At 42.8% G+C, this 16,635-nt stretch carries 14 protein-coding genes; all 14 read right to left on the bottom strand.

Annotation, left to right across the window (positions count from 1 at the left end):
* Positions 1 to 37 precede the first annotated feature (37 nt).
* The gene (locus SK35_RS24420) at positions 38 to 1,042 is read right to left on the bottom strand and encodes a ParB family protein (RefSeq protein WP_022652164.1); all 1,005 of its coding nucleotides are present in this window, start codon (positions 1,040 to 1,042) and stop codon (positions 38 to 40) included.
* On the bottom strand, positions 1,039 to 2,292 hold the full coding sequence (locus SK35_RS24415; RefSeq protein ID WP_015063110.1) for a ParA family protein: 1,254 nt from the start codon (positions 2,290 to 2,292) through the stop codon (positions 1,039 to 1,041). Before SK35_RS24415 ends, SK35_RS24420 begins: the two co-directional genes overlap by 4 nt.
* 2,360 nt (positions 2,293 to 4,652) lie before the next feature.
* Positions 4,653 to 7,334 (bottom strand): IncHI-type conjugal transfer ATPase TrhC, encoded by a 2,682-nt coding sequence (gene trhC / locus SK35_RS24410; RefSeq protein WP_015063109.1) that lies wholly within the window; start codon positions 7,332 to 7,334, stop codon positions 4,653 to 4,655.
* A gap of 8 nt (positions 7,335 to 7,342) precedes the next feature.
* Positions 7,343 to 8,293, bottom strand: coding sequence for a TraV family lipoprotein (locus tag SK35_RS24405; protein WP_015063108.1), 951 nt, complete (start codon positions 8,291 to 8,293; stop codon positions 7,343 to 7,345).
* A 9-nt stretch (positions 8,294 to 8,302) separates the two neighbouring features.
* Positions 8,303 to 9,055 (bottom strand): protein-disulfide isomerase HtdT, encoded by a 753-nt coding sequence (gene htdT / locus SK35_RS24400; RefSeq protein WP_185757620.1) that lies wholly within the window; start codon positions 9,053 to 9,055, stop codon positions 8,303 to 8,305.
* 105 nt (positions 9,056 to 9,160) lie between these two features.
* A complete protein-coding gene (locus SK35_RS24395) occupies positions 9,161 to 9,667 on the bottom strand; it encodes a hypothetical protein (protein ID WP_015063106.1) in 507 nt (168 codons plus the stop codon).
* Positions 9,668 to 9,675: 8 nt separating this feature from the next.
* Positions 9,676 to 11,034, bottom strand: coding sequence for an IncHI-type conjugal transfer protein TrhB (gene trhB, locus SK35_RS24390; RefSeq protein WP_022652153.1), 1,359 nt, complete (start codon positions 11,032 to 11,034; stop codon positions 9,676 to 9,678).
* Positions 11,024 to 11,464: a plasmid transfer protein HtdO gene (htdO, locus tag SK35_RS24385; RefSeq protein WP_015063104.1), complete on the bottom strand. Its 441-nt coding sequence runs from the start codon at positions 11,462 to 11,464 to the stop codon at positions 11,024 to 11,026. The genes trhB and htdO overlap by 11 nt, the downstream gene beginning before the upstream one ends.
* Before the next feature lies 1 nt (position 11,465).
* Complete coding sequence (locus SK35_RS24380; RefSeq protein ID WP_015063103.1) at positions 11,466 to 12,704, bottom strand: TraK domain-containing protein; 1,239 nt, start codon at positions 12,702 to 12,704, stop codon at positions 11,466 to 11,468.
* 2 nt (positions 12,705 to 12,706) lie between these two features.
* Positions 12,707 to 13,492: a TraE/TraK family type IV conjugative transfer system protein gene (locus SK35_RS24375; protein WP_022652152.1), complete on the bottom strand. Its 786-nt coding sequence runs from the start codon at positions 13,490 to 13,492 to the stop codon at positions 12,707 to 12,709.
* An 11-nt stretch (positions 13,493 to 13,503) separates the two neighbouring features.
* Positions 13,504 to 13,821, bottom strand: a complete 318-nt coding sequence (locus SK35_RS24370) for a type IV conjugative transfer system protein TraL (protein WP_022652151.1) — start codon at positions 13,819 to 13,821, stop codon at positions 13,504 to 13,506.
* A gap of 51 nt (positions 13,822 to 13,872) precedes the next feature.
* A complete protein-coding gene (locus SK35_RS24365) occupies positions 13,873 to 14,226 on the bottom strand; it encodes a hypothetical protein (protein ID WP_015063100.1) in 354 nt (117 codons plus the stop codon).
* Between the two features lie 289 nt (positions 14,227 to 14,515).
* Positions 14,516 to 14,701, bottom strand: coding sequence for a hypothetical protein (locus SK35_RS24360; RefSeq protein WP_032610388.1), 186 nt, complete (start codon positions 14,699 to 14,701; stop codon positions 14,516 to 14,518).
* 1,058 nt (positions 14,702 to 15,759) lie between these two features.
* The coding region (locus tag SK35_RS24355; protein WP_015063098.1) for a RepB family plasmid replication initiator protein at positions 15,760 to 16,635 on the bottom strand (876 nt) is incomplete at its 5' end.

Genomic DNA, 16,635 nt, shown 5'->3' with positions numbered 1-16,635 from the left:
TCCGCATCCTTGCGATGCGGATTAATGCAAAATTTAATTATTCTTTTTCTTTCAACTTCGATTTTATAAACTCCTCAATTTCTGCGATCAATTCGCTATTAATTCTATTAAATTCAAACCTAATTTTTCTTCCAGACGCATTTTTGCTAATCCTTGCATATTTATCTTTATTATCAAACACGGCTAATTCACGAGTTTCCCACCCCTTGCTAGGAGGTTTTATGTCAAGCTGTTCAACTACTGTAGTAATTTTATCTATTACTGTCTTCTGTGCTTCGGAAATATCGGTTACATCCAAGCTCCTTATTTCCTCCCGAACATTATCTACAACTTCCTCAAGAGAGAATAAATTCTTTTCGACGTACTTCTGTAGTCGGGATAAGCGATTGTAATACGAGTTAGGAATACCTTCATAGTCAGGAAAGAGAGCAATAAGAGAATTATCTATCTTCGCCGCCTGGATACGCTTAGAAACAGATACATGGCTGATTCCGAGATAATTAGCAAGCTCTTCATTAGTTGCAAATCCAAGGTCTTTCATTTTCTGTAAATACTGGAATCCAACTTCACGGTAAGAAAATCTCCGTGATGTCTGTGCTGCTGTAATGATGGAATTAATATCTTCCGGGGATAATTCATCCGGCAACACCCATAGTGGCAAATCCTTCGCAGATTGAATACAACAGAAACGCCTACGACTGCCCTCTATAAGCAGATACACCCCATTTCGTTTGACAGCAACGCCTTCTGTATCAACACCACGTACCTTAATTTGTTCCAGGATATCTCGAACTGCATTTACAGTGAGAGCTTCCTGGTTTCGTGGGTTCATAGGGTGTACTGCGGTTTCCAGTTCCACCTTCTCAGCCGGTACAATGATGTGTTCAGCTTCCAGCTTACGTCCATTATGTAAAGCAAACAGCTTCCTCAGTCGAGGCTGTGATTTCAGGCCTGGAAGCCCGGAGCGATGGCTGACTTCAGTACGCTTAGGTGCATTAATATAACGGGATTTGTCATTCCCGATATGCTGCTCATCACTCATGCGTTACTCCTTTCTTTCACAGAAAAACTCTTAATCTCATTTATAAATTGCTGGTAGACCGCCATTACAGATTCTTCAGCCACATCAAGCTGCTTAGGTGAGCAAAGCTCTTCAGACTTTTTAATATCCAATACGGTTCTGCCCCTTGATGCTGCGGCTTTAAACGCTTCGGAATTTTTAATATTTGCAGACATAAAGAGTTCCTGCACTGTTCTTACCAGTTTATCCAGAACAATTTTTTCATATGGACTCTTATCGTCTACGTTAACAGCCAGCACTTTGAACCACCTCAGATTTTCGCCCTTGCTCGGCGATTGTTTGAAACGCTCGCTGATGGTCAACATGAAATCAGTTGTGGAAGCATAATCGTATTCACGAGGTGATACGGCAACAAGAATGCCATCAGCGGCTTCATCAGCTGCCCAAGTGATTGGCGAATCCTCTGGTGGAGTATCGATGATAATCAGGCCGTATTTTTTCTTCAAAACAGGCAGAATAACTTCTTTGAATCGAAGTAATAGCTCTGTTCGTTCTTCTCTGGAACACTGCCAGTATTTATCTTTAAATCGCGCATCTGTAGGAAATGCTGTAATAACATCAAGATTCGGTAGGTGTGTCGAAAAAGGCATACTCTCAATGATTTCTTCTTCCGAATACCCTAAATCAAGGTATTTTTTGTAATCTGAGTCCTCTTCATAAACCCCTAAGATGGCGTCAATAGCAGTGAGGAAAACATCATCTTCCGCTACACTTTGTATCATCCCGCTACCAATTGAGCCTTGTGGGTCCCATTCGATCAAAAGTGTCCTTGCGTTTAGATGCATATCAAGCGCTGCGGCTACAGCAAGAGCCCCTGAAGTTGTACTCTTACCCGTGCCGCCCTTATGGTTCTGCGTTACGATTGCACGGCTATGGTAATAGTCGCTGTACCGAGGACAGCCCAGAGCATCCATGATTTTTTGGACGTCCCACCTGGTATAGAGATGGTTTTTGTTCTGAAAGATAGGAGCACCAACCAGACCTCTATCTTCAAGATCGGCAAGGATTTTATTAAAGGTGACGCGTGACTTGCCAAAAAAATCTGACAGATTTTTTTTATTCAAACAATGGTTATAGATGAGGCGATCTACACCTTCAACACTATCATCCGAGACCGAAACCCTTGAAGAGACCAATAATGACTCCTTCAGGGAAATCTGCTCGCTCTTCATTCGTTGACCGACAAGGGCGATCTTATCAATTAGATTCATTCTCTTCCGATCCCTTTTAACCTAAATAATGAAATTAAACGCATATATGTACACTTTACGCATAATGCGTACATTCGTGCCTTATGCGTTTAATTGTAACCGTAATTCTAACTATACGCTAACGTTCTGTTTCTTTTTCGTCGATTATGGGATATCAGCCTCATCGGTTTACTTTGTTATGTGTAAAAAGAGAGTTATAAGGAATGACTTTCAACATTGGCGATAGCAAACTACCGACTTAACAAGAGTCAGCTATGTGGCAACTAACGTCAATTCCCCTGTATTCAAAAGCATCTCTTTTTGGGCTGGCGATTAACGGGGTTAAATGTTCCGGCACTCAAACAGCATCCCGCCCTGGGCTGGCGATTAAGGGGGTTAAATGTTCCGACACCCGGACAGCGTCCCTCCCTTGGCTGGCGATTAAGGGGGTTAAATGTTCCGACACCCGGACAGCGTCCCTCCCTTGGCTGGCGATTAAGGGGGTTAAATGTTCCCGCACCCAAACAGCATCCCGCCCTGGGCTGGCGATTAAGGAGGTTGAATGCTCCGGCACCCGGACAGAATTCGGCCTTGAGCTGGCGATTAAGAGGGTTCAATGTACCGCCGCTCCGACAGTATCCCGCGCTGGGCTGGCGATTAAAGGGGTTAAATGTTCCGGCACCTGGACAGTATCCGCCTTGAGCTGGCGATTAAGGGGGTTAAATATTCAGGCACCCGAACAGTATCCCGCCCTGAGCTGGCGATTAAGGGGGTTAAATATACAGGCACCCGAACAGCATCCCGCCCTGGGCTGGCGATTAAGGGGGTTAAATGTGTTCCGGCACCCGGACAGTATCCCGCCTAGAGCTGGCGATTAAGGGGTTATATGAATCAGTTCCCGGGAGGGATCTATACATGACCTACGATAAAAGCAAAACAACATTAAAGTTTGGTTGTAAGAACTGAAAAGTACAAAGTTGAAATATGAAACGCGGGTTGGACCTCTCTAACGTTAGTGGTAATGACTTATGGTGCAAACATAAATCTACATATTTATGGGAAGCTGGTTAGACGACGTCCGGTCTGAAGCGCACAGACTGAAAGAGTACCGTGTGGTTCGGCGTGAACCCAGACAATAATGTTAATTCTTCGCAGCAAAATAAGAGGGCGTTCTCACAAAAGTTGTGGAGACTTGTGCAGATTACTTCTTCTGAAATCTCGTAGGCCGTTCTAATTATCTCTATGTTACTAACATTTAATTTCCTTTACCTTTTCTAGTGTTTTCGAAATAAGGTTTCGGTGTGCTAGAACTTTGTTGGAATTTAAAGCCTGGACTCTAATACCGGGCAAAAGAGTAGAATATGCCAGGCCCCCGCAAAATTTTCGACGGCTAAGGCGCCATTCAGGAATGAACTAAATCCTTCCTGCTTACCTCGTGATCCAAAAGATGGCATTCAGAATACTAAGAAAGCACGCCGAATCTGAGCCTATAACCCTTTGGCTAAATTATGCAAAGCAATGTTACTCAACACCCGGGATAAACTTTAAGGTGTTTATATACCAATTTTGGAGATTAAGGCGCACATACCCGGCGGAGCGAATTGGTTGGATCGTCAGTAAATTGTTTTATTAGGAATAAACTTCCCCAATTTCAAGATGCGAATTTCAGGTTTTTTGGTAAATGGCACTACGCTTGTTTTACAGATAGCAACCAGTTACAACATCTCGATTAACCATATTCTAGTAATCACTTGAAGCTGAAAATGGTTGACTATACCAACCTAAATAGAAGGCATTTCATTTTAGTTCAAAACAAAACTGCAACTTAATAGTTATGGTTGGTTTAGATAACCACAAATACGAAAATTGACTAACAAAACAAAAAGAAACCAACTCACAAATATTATCTCTAACTTGTTAAACAAACCAACAAGACATGAGTTATTGTTTGTTTTTCAATGCCTTACCAAACTTTAAATCGATACATAAGAAATTATGGGTTGCTTAGCTAACCATAAAGATAGTGTTTATATCTAATATACAGTAGCGCGACAAATTTGGTTATCACTTGCAACCACAACATCCGTATCCAAGGCAGGAAATTTAGCTCAGCACAGGCCGAGCATGATTAAACATCAGCCGTATAAAAGCTACATCACCAATCAACTTAAGTAGAAGCCCCAGAGAAGCCAATCAACAGTATCTACAAATAAAATTTAGGGATATTTAGGGATATTTAGGGGAGTTAATTCGATCCAGAAATTCTGAACCTGAACAATTGTTGCGGGGGAGGGCAGTGTAACACAGTTAAAAACCTGTATTTTGAGTAAAGTACGGATACCTCATCCAGTAAAGATGAGGTATCCAGTACTACTTAAACGTTATGCAGCTGCATTGCTAGCAACTTCCTGTTCATACAGTATCTCAATTGCTTCGCCGTAAGAGCAATCAAGACGGCTTTGTATTTCCCATAGCTTTCCACGGTCGGTACTGTCAGTCGTAAAACAAAGCTCCATTTTCCTGTCTACATAGAGGCGACATATCTCCTGGAAATTCTCGAATCGGACGAGCATCTCAGAAAATGCACGCTTTATCGTTCGTATGTTTTTCATACGCTCATATTCAGCATCAGTCGTGGAGAAGTAGTTATTAGCCTTCATGGCTTCTATGCTCTCCTTTTCCTGCTTCATGATGATCTTCCACGGCGAGTTGGCCGTCAGGGCTCGACCTACCGAGGAGGTGAAGTAATCTTCAAAGGACTGGGTAATACAAATACCAGCACAGTTCGTTTTCCTGAATCGGCGCCAGGCAGCTTCAAGGAAAGATGAGAAAAACTGATTTGACTGATTACTGGAGCCTGAAGCATTATCCGGGCGAATATACTCCCATGCCTCATCAAGGATGAACAACCGGCGGCGACCGTCCTTTTTGATAAACATTGCATGCTGAGCAGCTTGAATGATCGACATGAGCACGACTGTCTGGAGGTGAGGGGTACCCTTCAACTCTTCAAGCTCAAGAACTATAAACCGACTACCGAAGTTTATTGGCGGGAGCTTTTCGGTAAATCGATTTCCGTAAATGCCTCCTTCACACCATTGCCCTAATTGCTCACCGATATCTTTAATACGCTTATCTTCATGGGCAGAACAGCGGCGTGCAAATCCTGTAATAGAGCCTGTACTTCCGACTTTACGTGATTCGTTATATTCATCACCAATCAGTTGAAGCATGACCGATTGTTGAAAGTCGTCAATATTTCCTTTTTCAGATGCCATTATTTTTAACTGATTCAGGACCATAATGGTCTGTGCAACTTTATCCTTTTCTTCATCGTTATTATTTGAGTCGTCATTGAAAACAGGCGCTTCATCAAAAACTCGGTCTGCAACAGTGACATCGGTCAAAAATGCGAACGGATTCAGAGTAAAATCAGGCTTTTTACCAAAATCTATAAACTGACTATTTGTATATTGCTCCGAAATACCCTGATACGAGCGACCAACGTCAACTACAAAAATCTGGGCTCCATCAGGGTCAAATGCATCATAAGCATTGTTTTTGAAACCTTCAAAAGTATCACGATAATGGATCAGATTATTAGAACGCGGCCCTGCACCAAGATAGTTATTAATGATGTATGCAACCCAGAACGATTTGCCTGCACCAGAAGTCGCCCCAACAACCATATTATAGCTGGCAGAAGTCTTGAAGATATCAAGCCCCAACAGCTGGCCCTCTCGTGAGACGAGGTTAAGTACAGGTCTGTCAGTATTACCTTTCCATGGGCCGAATAGAGGGGTCATATGCGCTGCACCAGTATTACTGACTACCTCAAAACGGTCCAGATCTAGTATCGTCTTGGGGTCATTACACATTGGAAGGCAAGAGACAAAAGATGGAAAGATGATGTATGAATCATCAGCCACTTTAACGCGACTTTCCAGATAAAATGATTTTAACTGGTCTGCGGCAGACTGGACATCTAATGCTGAATTCCCCATGACGGTAAATGTCAGATAACTGTGTAAAAGACGGGCCCCATCTTCCAGTTCACGTGTTACCGCCATGTAATCATTATCCATGTCCTTCAGTCTTGGACAAAACGTTAAGACGGTTGGGATACTAGCTTGTTTGTTAGTAATTGCCTTATATCTGACGTTATCTCTAGCTAATTTTAAGGGATCGGCGAAATGGACTGTTTGAGTTATCATAAATGGGCTAAATATAGTTTTACGCCCATTCATCCAATTCACTACAAGTTCATACATGCTTCCAAAATTTACATGTTCTGGGAACTTGACCACAGATAATTGTTTGAAATAACGATGTTCAGAAACATCAGTACTCTGCGTTGTAGATGAAAAATTATTTTCAGTTACTGTATATTTTCGCCCCGGAACATTTAGCTGTTCGTTAAGACGCCTCATAGTGTTGACTTCAACATGACCTTCAGCCCAACGTGATGTTTTTCCCGGATGCATTAATTTATCCATGCAATAAAGCCAGTTTTCGGCGCTAACTTTATGTGGAAAAAGGCCCAGTGTGTTCAACTTACTGATTAGGTCAGAGTACAGTGCATCGATGCGATTAATTTCAATTTCAGTAGGAAGCGCAGATTTCAACGGAATAGAAAATGACATCCAGATCTGAAAGTCACGAAGCATTAATTTATCATGATCCGGTTTTAAGGGTTCATTTAGACTTCTATCATAATAATCCAGCTGGTAGGCCGTGAGTAAGTCCCCCTTAAGCTTATCATGTCCTTCCATTCGACCACCACGAACTGCCGACCAGGCACTTAAATGCAAGGTCAGGTCCGGCAGTGCTGTTAATGAGGTCTGACAGATAGTGTCAGTAGGAAAATCCATTTTAAATAATTCAGCTAACACATCCTGCTGATTATCAAAAACACCAGGTGAGGGGTTACAAATAAACATAAACCCAAGCCGATTACCGTCTATTAGAAAATAATTCGTGCCAGGAATCTGGTCGTATACAGGAATAAACCCACCAAACTGGTGGCGACTTAATTCTTTATTATAGATGTTAGCAGATTTCATTCGCGACCTCAGAGTTGTCTGATAATACCGTTAGACGAAACTGCTTTCGTTGCTCGCTGTTGCTGTTGCATATTTTCACGAGCGGCATCCTGAACTTGCAAAGGAACTATTCGCGCCGGATTTGATGTCGAATTTTTACCCGCAATCCAAGTTTGGGGTTTGACATTCACATAGACAAAGCCAGGCAGGTTTAAAGCGTCATTATCGTCCGTGTATGGTGCAAAGGTGATTCTCATGACGCGGCCTTGCTGAAGTACAGCAAGCGGTTCTGGAGCTACCACAGCCTGTTTATACCCTTGTGTACGGTATTGCTGGATCTGGCCAGAGCTGAGCGTAGGGTTTACAGGCTGTCCATTATTAACGGAGTAAAGGTCTTTACTAGCACTGATATCGGAATTTGGCGCAACGTAGCGCGGTACAGGTGCCGGAGATACAACCTGTGTTGTTTGCTTCATGACATCAGCAGTCGGATGGATAAAAGGGTTACCGGATGCACCTGTTGAGCTGTAGCTCGTTGTCATCCTTACATTAGAATTAACTGGAACGCCGCTTATCGGCCGTGGCCCGATTGTTGATGTTGGCGCGCCCATTTTTAATGTCTCATCGTACATAACGGGGACTTGGCCAGCAGGTTTAATTTGCGTCGTCTTGTATGTCACAGGCTTATTTACCAAGACGGCAGACTTAGGGTATTGCACAGCGCCAGGCGGCGAAATTTGGGCAGGGTACTGGCTGTCATTGACAGCCGATTTCTCCTTTCCCGAATTAGCTTCTTCCTCCGCAAGGCCGGAAAGATCATCACGGTTATTCGTTAGTTCCATAACTTCACGAGGGCCTTTACAAACGACCCCTTTTTCAATTCCCGGACATTCTGATTCTGAGCTGCCGATAGTACAACCCGCTAGGTATGAAGATGAACCAACAACCAGAGCGCTGAAAATAACTTTTTTAATGTTCATTTCATTACCTTAATTAGTAGCAAATGGGTTTTTGAGTAAGGGTTCGACACTTTGTTTTAACCATGAATCAAAATCTTTCGGTATGCCATTACCGGCAAGTCCGTCTTGTCTCACAACTGAAGGTACGCCCTGTAATTTATAAATACCTGCCAGCATCAGAGATCCTACCAATGGCTCAGCCGGACATGTTTCTGCCTCTTTTTTTGTCAGGAGCCTTTGTTCTATATCGGTCTTATTTCCCATAAGCCAACGCAAGATATCAAGGTCATTCACTTTGCCTTTTTCTTTACTGCACCATAGTTGACGTAATTCTTGCTTTGGCTCACCGGGGGAGGGGATTAAAATGATGTCAACCCGGTATTTTTCTCTTTCGTCATAGAATTTTTTTATTAAATCTTGGCAACCATCACAATCAAGCGTGATAAAAATAGCGGCTTGTCTTTTTAGTTTTGGGTTTCCTAAAGGGATCAATGCCACAGTATCAAGAGGAAAGGGGGCGTCGTCTAAATTAATAAAGTAGGATTTTCGTACATCTTCTACGGATAAGACTGACTTTCTCTGAAGAATGTCCATGACGCTACCACCCGTTATTGTATAACGTCCATCAGTGGTCACAGCCATCAACTGCGAACGTTCATCCTGGAACAGATAAAGACCTCCAGTCGGGATGTAAATAACATCTTTAGGCTTATAGCTTTGCATTTTCGCCAGTACGCCCTCTAAAGGTTTCGTGGACACTCCACCTTCTTTTGCTTTTTCCATTAATGCAGCTGCATCAGTGTTGTTTAATACATTTTCAGCAGCATTTGTAAGGGGTGGACACACTGTGATCATAGAGACCAGCAGAGATAAAAGTAACTTTTTCAATTATCGTATCTCACTTTCTTTTGTTTCGCCTTGTAGAGATTGTACCTCACCAAAACTTCCACCAAGGTCGATATAAGAGACTATTTGAACATTATCTGGAATTGTTACTGCTAATGATGCATCAATAACCAAATAGCCACGAGAACGGTAAACTTTCATTAATGCTTTAAAGTAATTTTCAAAGTTGTTTTTAGACTGTACCAAATCCGGCTCAGGATTCTGCTTATTAAATTCTTTCCTTAAAGTTTGCATATCAAGTACTGCAATTTGGTAGGACGGATTCGACATTGCTTTGACGCTTTCATAAACAAAACTCGCCCCCTTGTATCCATAGATCACGAAAAGCACAGCTAGGCCAGCTAGCATCAAATACTTGAGGGTTTTCTCGATATCTATTTCCAAAGTTACTTTTTTGGTTGTACGTATACCCCCAACAGGTTTAGCCGCCTCAAGCTTCACGTTTTCAGCAGAATCACTTTTTGTTCCTGGTTCAATGTTATTTTCCATAATTAACCTCAGCGACTCGTCAGGTTTGTAGGTATTGTTGCGCCTGATTGAACGATAAACGTAATTGGGCGCCCTGGGCTAACTTCGACTATTGGCCACTGCTGCTCAGCAATTGATGTGTAGTAGTCCACAAGACGGTTTAGACCGCCCTGAGCTGCTCCGGCTCCGGCCAACGCTCCTAATGCCCCGATGTTCGGCGATTGGTATTCAGCCGTTGAGTTAGGATCGATATTTAACGAAGACACCTTAGATGGGCTCAGACTACCAGCCAGTGCTGACAGGCCTCCTGCAAAAGCAGAACCTGCGATCGCATTTCCATTTCTACTTATCAGATTTCCACGAATACCATTTTTCCCGTCATTTTCACTAACTGCGTATGCTTCCAGTTTGACGTCGAAAGCTTTTCCTTTCGAGTTCACACAAGATATTGATGTTGCCCGAATGTATGCTCGCTGTGACGCCAGATCACCCACAGCTGAACCCAACAAATTACAATCCCGCAAATCCATCGTGAAATTGTTTGGCATGATGATGTCTTTTTTAATACGCATAGTGACTGGCATGGGTTCAGCTTTAGACGACAGACTCGTTGGGGCTTCCAGACCATTAATTAGCACCCCTGTGATAATTGACGTCGCTGGGAGAAACATTTCGTCTTTACGTGCCGCATGCCGAGCTTTACTGTCTACAGGAGCGGTCCCGTCGCCGCGAATAGTTCGTGTCGGGGCTTTGTCACCGCCAGCAACGACCTCACGCCCCTCTCTTATCCGGCTTTCGGATATCGGCATAACCTGAATGACACCATCAGAACCATTTGTCTTAATTGAACTCTGCGTGATAGTCCGCATTGGGCTATTTCGGGTCGGTGTGATCGGAGCGTATCCGGAACTAGCCCCATTCACCGCAGCATTTGGATTTAGCTGGTATGGCGTTGCTGGGGCCTGCTCATTGACGTTTTTGCGTGACCCACCTGCGTCGAGATTACGATTACCGTTTCGTGAGGTCTGCATGTCAGTCAACTGCGTCGAGAGCTGCTGGACTTGTGAAGCAAGGTTGGCAATCTGTACTTTGCTTTCTTGCTGGGCCTTTTCAGCTTTATCACGATCTGCCTTTGCCGCATTCTGATCAATGCGGTTCTGCCTGACCATTTCGTTATAAGTCTTCTGGCTTTCCTCGTTACTCAGCTTAGTCATTTGTGAATCATCAATCAGGAACCCAGTTTGCATATCTTTTTTCTGGGTTTTCTTCTCTTTTTTAACCGGAGTGGAAAAAATTGATTGACTAATAACGATAATCAATACAATCAACGCAGCACCAATTACTGAGATTCTGACAGTTTTATTTTCCCAGGCATTTTTAATGTCCATTATTAACTCCACTCTTTGGTTGCTGGAAGCGCTTAACTTTCAAATTTCGTTCGTTTTCTGTCATCTGAGGCACGATATAAGGTTCACCCGCCCTGGGCCATTTATCTTTAAAATTCAATCCTGAATTATCGGATTCAACAGGGGCAAAATCCTTACCATTATTAAGCGAACCAACTTCTTTAATTTCCTTAACTCCGCGCCGACTTTCAAACTCGGTTGAGCTTCCAACGAATTTTTGCGCAAGGGTAGGGTCGCTTATAATTATCGTATGTTCTTCAAACGCATCGTCAACTGTCTCACCCGGTCGGTGGTCATCGGGAACTATATTCACTGTTCCTTTTGGAATGTACTCAGTTTGGTAGTAATAACTGGTACCCAAAAAAACGACTAGTCCAAATGAGACCCCTGTAAGAAAAGTAGCTTTTCTCATTTTATCTTTTAATCAGGCTTGGTCGTGTGGTTACACGAGTCTGGCGCTCTTTAAATAATTTATCCCGCACAATGTAAAGCTCGGTTTCCTCTCCAGGCTGAAGAAATGCTTTATCGAACAAAGCACTTGCAATTACTCCTTCAGTTATACATTGCTGATCAGCGACAACTTGTCCGTAAGGCTTGTCATTTTTAACAAGAATGACATCTATCAATTCCCTAGATCCCACAAGTCTTTGCCCTAACTTTGAATACATATTGAAATTACACGGGGACTGCTCTGAGCTCGGTATACGTGACAAGCGGTCTTCTTGTAAACTAAAACCAGAAGGAACCTCACCTAGCGCAACCGGAGTCAGTAAATCAATGATCCGCTGTTTATGGTCATCCTGACGAGGGTCAGATGGTGCCAACTCTTCTGACTGGGATCGTGCCAGCATCTCATCATAATTATGTTTATCCAAAGATGTCTCACGTTTCGCCTGCATTGTCGGGCTCAAAGAAGTTGTGACCGAAATCATTGCACCAGGAACATCCAGTGGAACCAGTGTCAGGTTATAAGTCGATTCAGGCACTGAATCTTCTGAAAGCATTATTCCAATTGGCTTATCCGTGTTTGTTGAAATAAATACATCGCCGCCGTTAACGAAAATACTGGCTTCATCACCTGGCGTTGAAGTACTTACAGATGCGTTTTTAAATGAAGTTGAAATTCTGTTTTGCAGACCCCGTGAAACTGGCAGTACAATATTCCCACCCGGTGGGACGTTTACTCGCTGCACTTCTTTGTAGCGATTACGAGCCTCTACATATAACTCATCTGCTTTTGAAGGGGCCCCGGTGCTTTGTGCATTTTGTTGAGGCTCTTTCCCTGCCGGTCTTCCGTAACTATCAAAATTTCCGGATTTAACCTGTTGCTGATAACCGACAAGCGTAGGGTTTTTTGACAATGCGCCAGTTATCTCATTGACAGCTGGGGAGGCACTACTTGCAGGTGAAAGACTTGGTAGTTCAGTGGTCGGTTTTGTTGCTTGTGACGTCTCAGGCGCGGGGCCGGTGCCAGATTCTTTAATAATCGCATTTTTCACACCATTCTGAAATTCATCTGCCCCGACAGGCATAACAACCGGGTTATTTACTGTCGCCGGTAACTGATAGTCTTCAGCAAAGACTACATTCGAAGTTGCCAGCAAGATCATTGCTGTAATCGCGTGACAGCGAAAGCCCTTTTTAGAAGTCATAATTAGTTACCTGTAGACGGCGGGGGATTATCGAGTGTTGCCAGTTGTTCTTTGCCGTTGATTGTAATTTTCTTAATATTTGGTGTACCAGAATACTGATTTACATAGGCTATGCGTGGTCGTCCGTTTTTCATACCCAGCACCCATTCAAACGTCCATTTTGATGATTCTGTTTTGTCCGGAACATTAATCAAACGCGTTGATTTCGTTCCCCAGACATAGACCATGTCATTTTTGGTGTCATAATACATATCGATCGGTTTAAATGACTGTTCAACACCACGAGCTTGCATAATATTGGTCTGCTGCTGTAATGACTCACGGGTTTTCGCCTGTAAATCCGGAGAAAGCGCATCCAATATGGTTGTTGTTACAAAGCCTATGTTTGTTGGGTTTATGTTCCCAATTAAAGTACTGAAGAATAAGGCCCATTGAGTTTTATATGACTCTGAGGCTTTATTTCCCACAACTTTAACTTCTTCCGTCATATTAGGCGGAAGCACAATAGTCACAGGATCGGTAAGAAATTGATTTTTTACCACTAAAACTGCGATGACTAATATAGCAATTGAATTCACACGTAAGAGTTTTTCGTCACGTTTAATCAATGCACTATAAGTAATTCCAATTTCAGAAGCTTCAATCTCTTTACTAAAGCGAGCTTTAGAATCCCGAAAGCGTCCTTTTGAGTCTTCGCCTCCATTTTGCGAAGTCTCGTCCTTTTTATCAAAATCGCCATTACTGGCACTTTTAATGAATGGAATTTTAAGCTTGCTGAGAAGTTTCATTCTTAGCTCCATCAAGAATAGAGGTTTCTGATAAATGGATCGGTAAAGTAACGACTACTAAACACTGATTTCCCTGGAAACAAGCCGAACCACCACAGTTTGTGTTTGAGTTTTCCTCTAACTCCTTCTTCAGCTGCTTTTTTATATGCAAACCAAAACACAACCGCAACAACTACAGAAGTTATAAAGAAATCAAAAATATTACCACTCGCGATAGTCACGAATGTTATACCCAATTGCTTTGCATCCCAGAATAGAATCAACAAAGGCATATTAATTCTGTAAGGGAAACGATAGGTATGTGGAGGTACCTCGTACTGACTTGTCATAAAAACTCCAGAGAGGGGGAATATCCCCCTCATCGTTATTGTTCTAACAAATCACAGCGGGATACCAGCATCCAGGAACGTGCTGATAATTTTTTCACCGTTTGCCATAATCAGCATCATTAATGCTGAAACCAGCGCCAAACCAAGGTTAGGTTTTACAACGCCGAAATAAGCTACGGAGAACAACATGCCGCAAGCGATGATTTTACCCGGCGCACCAGTTAATGCTTCGCTCATGTAGGCCCAGATATCGCCGAAGGCTCCGTCGTCGGAACCCGCGTACGCTAAACCGCAACTTGCTAAAAACAGGAGAATAAACAAAGGCACTTTTGCATGTTTAGACTTCAGAAATGCAAAAGCGTTAGTTTGTTCTCTTTCAACGTTAGTATTCAATGTCAGTTCCATAATTACTCCGTGTTGATTTGAGTTCACGTAAACGCATTTGCATAATACTTTTTATTTTTCTTTCATTTTTCTGTTAACCACCCTTTTTTTCCCTTAATTGCGCCTGGTGTTTTTTTAGCCTATGAATGTCACATGTGAATACCGTGTGTATATCGGATTGAAGAAGGTGAGGCAGGTTATTTTTTCTTTATAGGGAAGAAGTTCATCGTCTATCTCTTCACCATTTTTGTGATAACCATCCAGTCCGATATTTGAGAAAGCTCTGTGTAAGGATGTCATTCTAAAAAAGTCACTTTTCCCATTGATACAAGTGCTTTTCAGCCACATCCTGTGTGTCGCCCCATTCATGCAAATGCTTTTCAAACAATGCGCCTTTTCCAGCCTCATTCATGCAAATGCCTTTGTAGCAAAGACACATATCCGAAACCCATTCATGCAAATGCTTTTCGACCAAAGGAACCTTTTCCGGGCTCATTCATGCAGTTGCTTTTCGACCAAGGGCAACTTTTACTATTCCATTCATGTAAATGCTTTTTGGTGAAATTCAGCTATCGAATCCCATTAAGAGAGGTACTTTCAGTCCAAAGGCACCTTTTCAGGTCGATTCATCCAAATGCTTTCCGGTCAAAGACACCGTTACGGCGCCATTCATGCAAATGCCTGTCAACCAAAAGCACCTTTTACTATCCCATTCATGCAAATGCTTTTCGACCAATGCCCCGTTTGCTGCACCATTCATGCAAATGCTTTTCGACCAATGCCACCGTTTGCGGCCCCATTCATGCAAATGCTTTCAGCTAAAGGCACCTTTTTACTGTCCCATTCATGCAAATGCTTTTCAGCTAAAGGCATCTTCCCGCCTCATTCATGCCAGGGGTTTCCAACGTAGGCACCTTACACAAACTCATTCAAGCAAATGCTTTTATACAAAAGGCACTTTTCTGTCGCCATTGAAGCAAGTGCTTTTCACAAAGGTCACTTTTCTCCCCCCATTGAAGCAAATGCTTTTCACCACCACTATGGGATTTTTAAACGATTTGCTTTTATTTTCATGAGGTTATGTTTACTTATGGGACCTCTGTTTTGAACTGGATATTTATCAAAACGCCTCTGTTCTAATCATGTCCCAGACAATTACAGGCTTTAATTTTCTGTGCAAATCTCAGTGTGACATGAGAAGGACAGGGATTTTTCACGTATAGCCACTATGCACAAACGTTGATGGGTAGTTTTATCTAAAGGCATCTGGATGAATGACTTCTGATTAAATCATTCAAAATCAATTGCTTAGTATTCGTTATCTAACTCAGTGAAAATTAGTTAAATAAAGCATTCGATCGAATGCTCAAAATTCCCAGGGTGCTTAAGCAAAAGTAAGAAAGGAAGCAGGGAAGCAGGGAAGCAGGGAAGCAGGGAAGCAGGGAAGCAGGGAAGGGTATTCATATCAGCAGAGGCGTCCAAAAAAGCATTTGGATGAATGCCCGTACGCCTCATTACATCCAAAGTTACTTTTCTGCGAACTGAACCAGAGGATCAGCTTTGTTTTGCCAGAGCAAGCTTTGGACTTCTCTTAAAAATCTGGAACTGAATATCTCTACCTTTCTTAACCTCTTGATATTCAAGGTATCCTATTGATTTTAACTCCAGCATAGCCTTTCTGATGATCTGGTTTTGAGTACGTACTGGAGTCGTCAAAAGAAGCCGCTCACGCAAACGCTTCATGTTAACGAATAACGTTCCGGCAGGCATTGCCTCAAAATAGATGTACAGGCTCTGTGCAGCTTCTTTTTTGGCGAGAACCGACAGTACCTGTAAGCTTAATAGGGTTTTATGATCATACCGGTAAAGCTCCCACATCGAGGGATCACCCACGAGCTCTACTGTGTCCTTCTTAGGGTCAATCATAGCTTTCTGCACAAGGTGTGTGACAGTGAAGCGTTCAGTTTTAGAATCACGGAAAGAAATAACAACGGACGCGAGGTTTGCCAGCGCTTCCTGAAATCGTGAACGGGTTCGCTTGTTGATATTTGTAGAACTGATACCACACATTTTTGCAAACTCATTGAACGACAATGTTATTTTCTCGGAGGCGAATCCATATTTACTGAACGCCATAATGCACCCAAGCCAACACTTGAAGTCCGTGGACATCGAAAGCTTAAGGCCAGTGATCCGGATGTCATCGTATCCTTCTGACCGGGCCAGTTCCATGCTCGACAACTCATCAGAAGCATCAACCTCAAAATTTCTGAATCGCTTCTCTTTAGTTCCCACCGGGGTAAAAACACTTAAGCGCAGTAAAGCAATGGGTTGGACCGATTTCGAAGAGTTTGGACTCAGTTGATAAGTCCTCCCTGTATCCGTGTTGGTCACATCAAACGGATGTGCTAACTCATTGTTATCACTCAT

Source organism: Citrobacter sp. MGH105, assembly GCF_001037485.2.
GTDB classification, from domain to species: Bacteria; Pseudomonadota; Gammaproteobacteria; order Enterobacterales; family Enterobacteriaceae; genus Citrobacter; species Citrobacter portucalensis.
The sequence above is the reverse complement of the archived record's forward strand: the minus strand, read 5'-3'. Positions and strand labels throughout refer to the sequence as shown.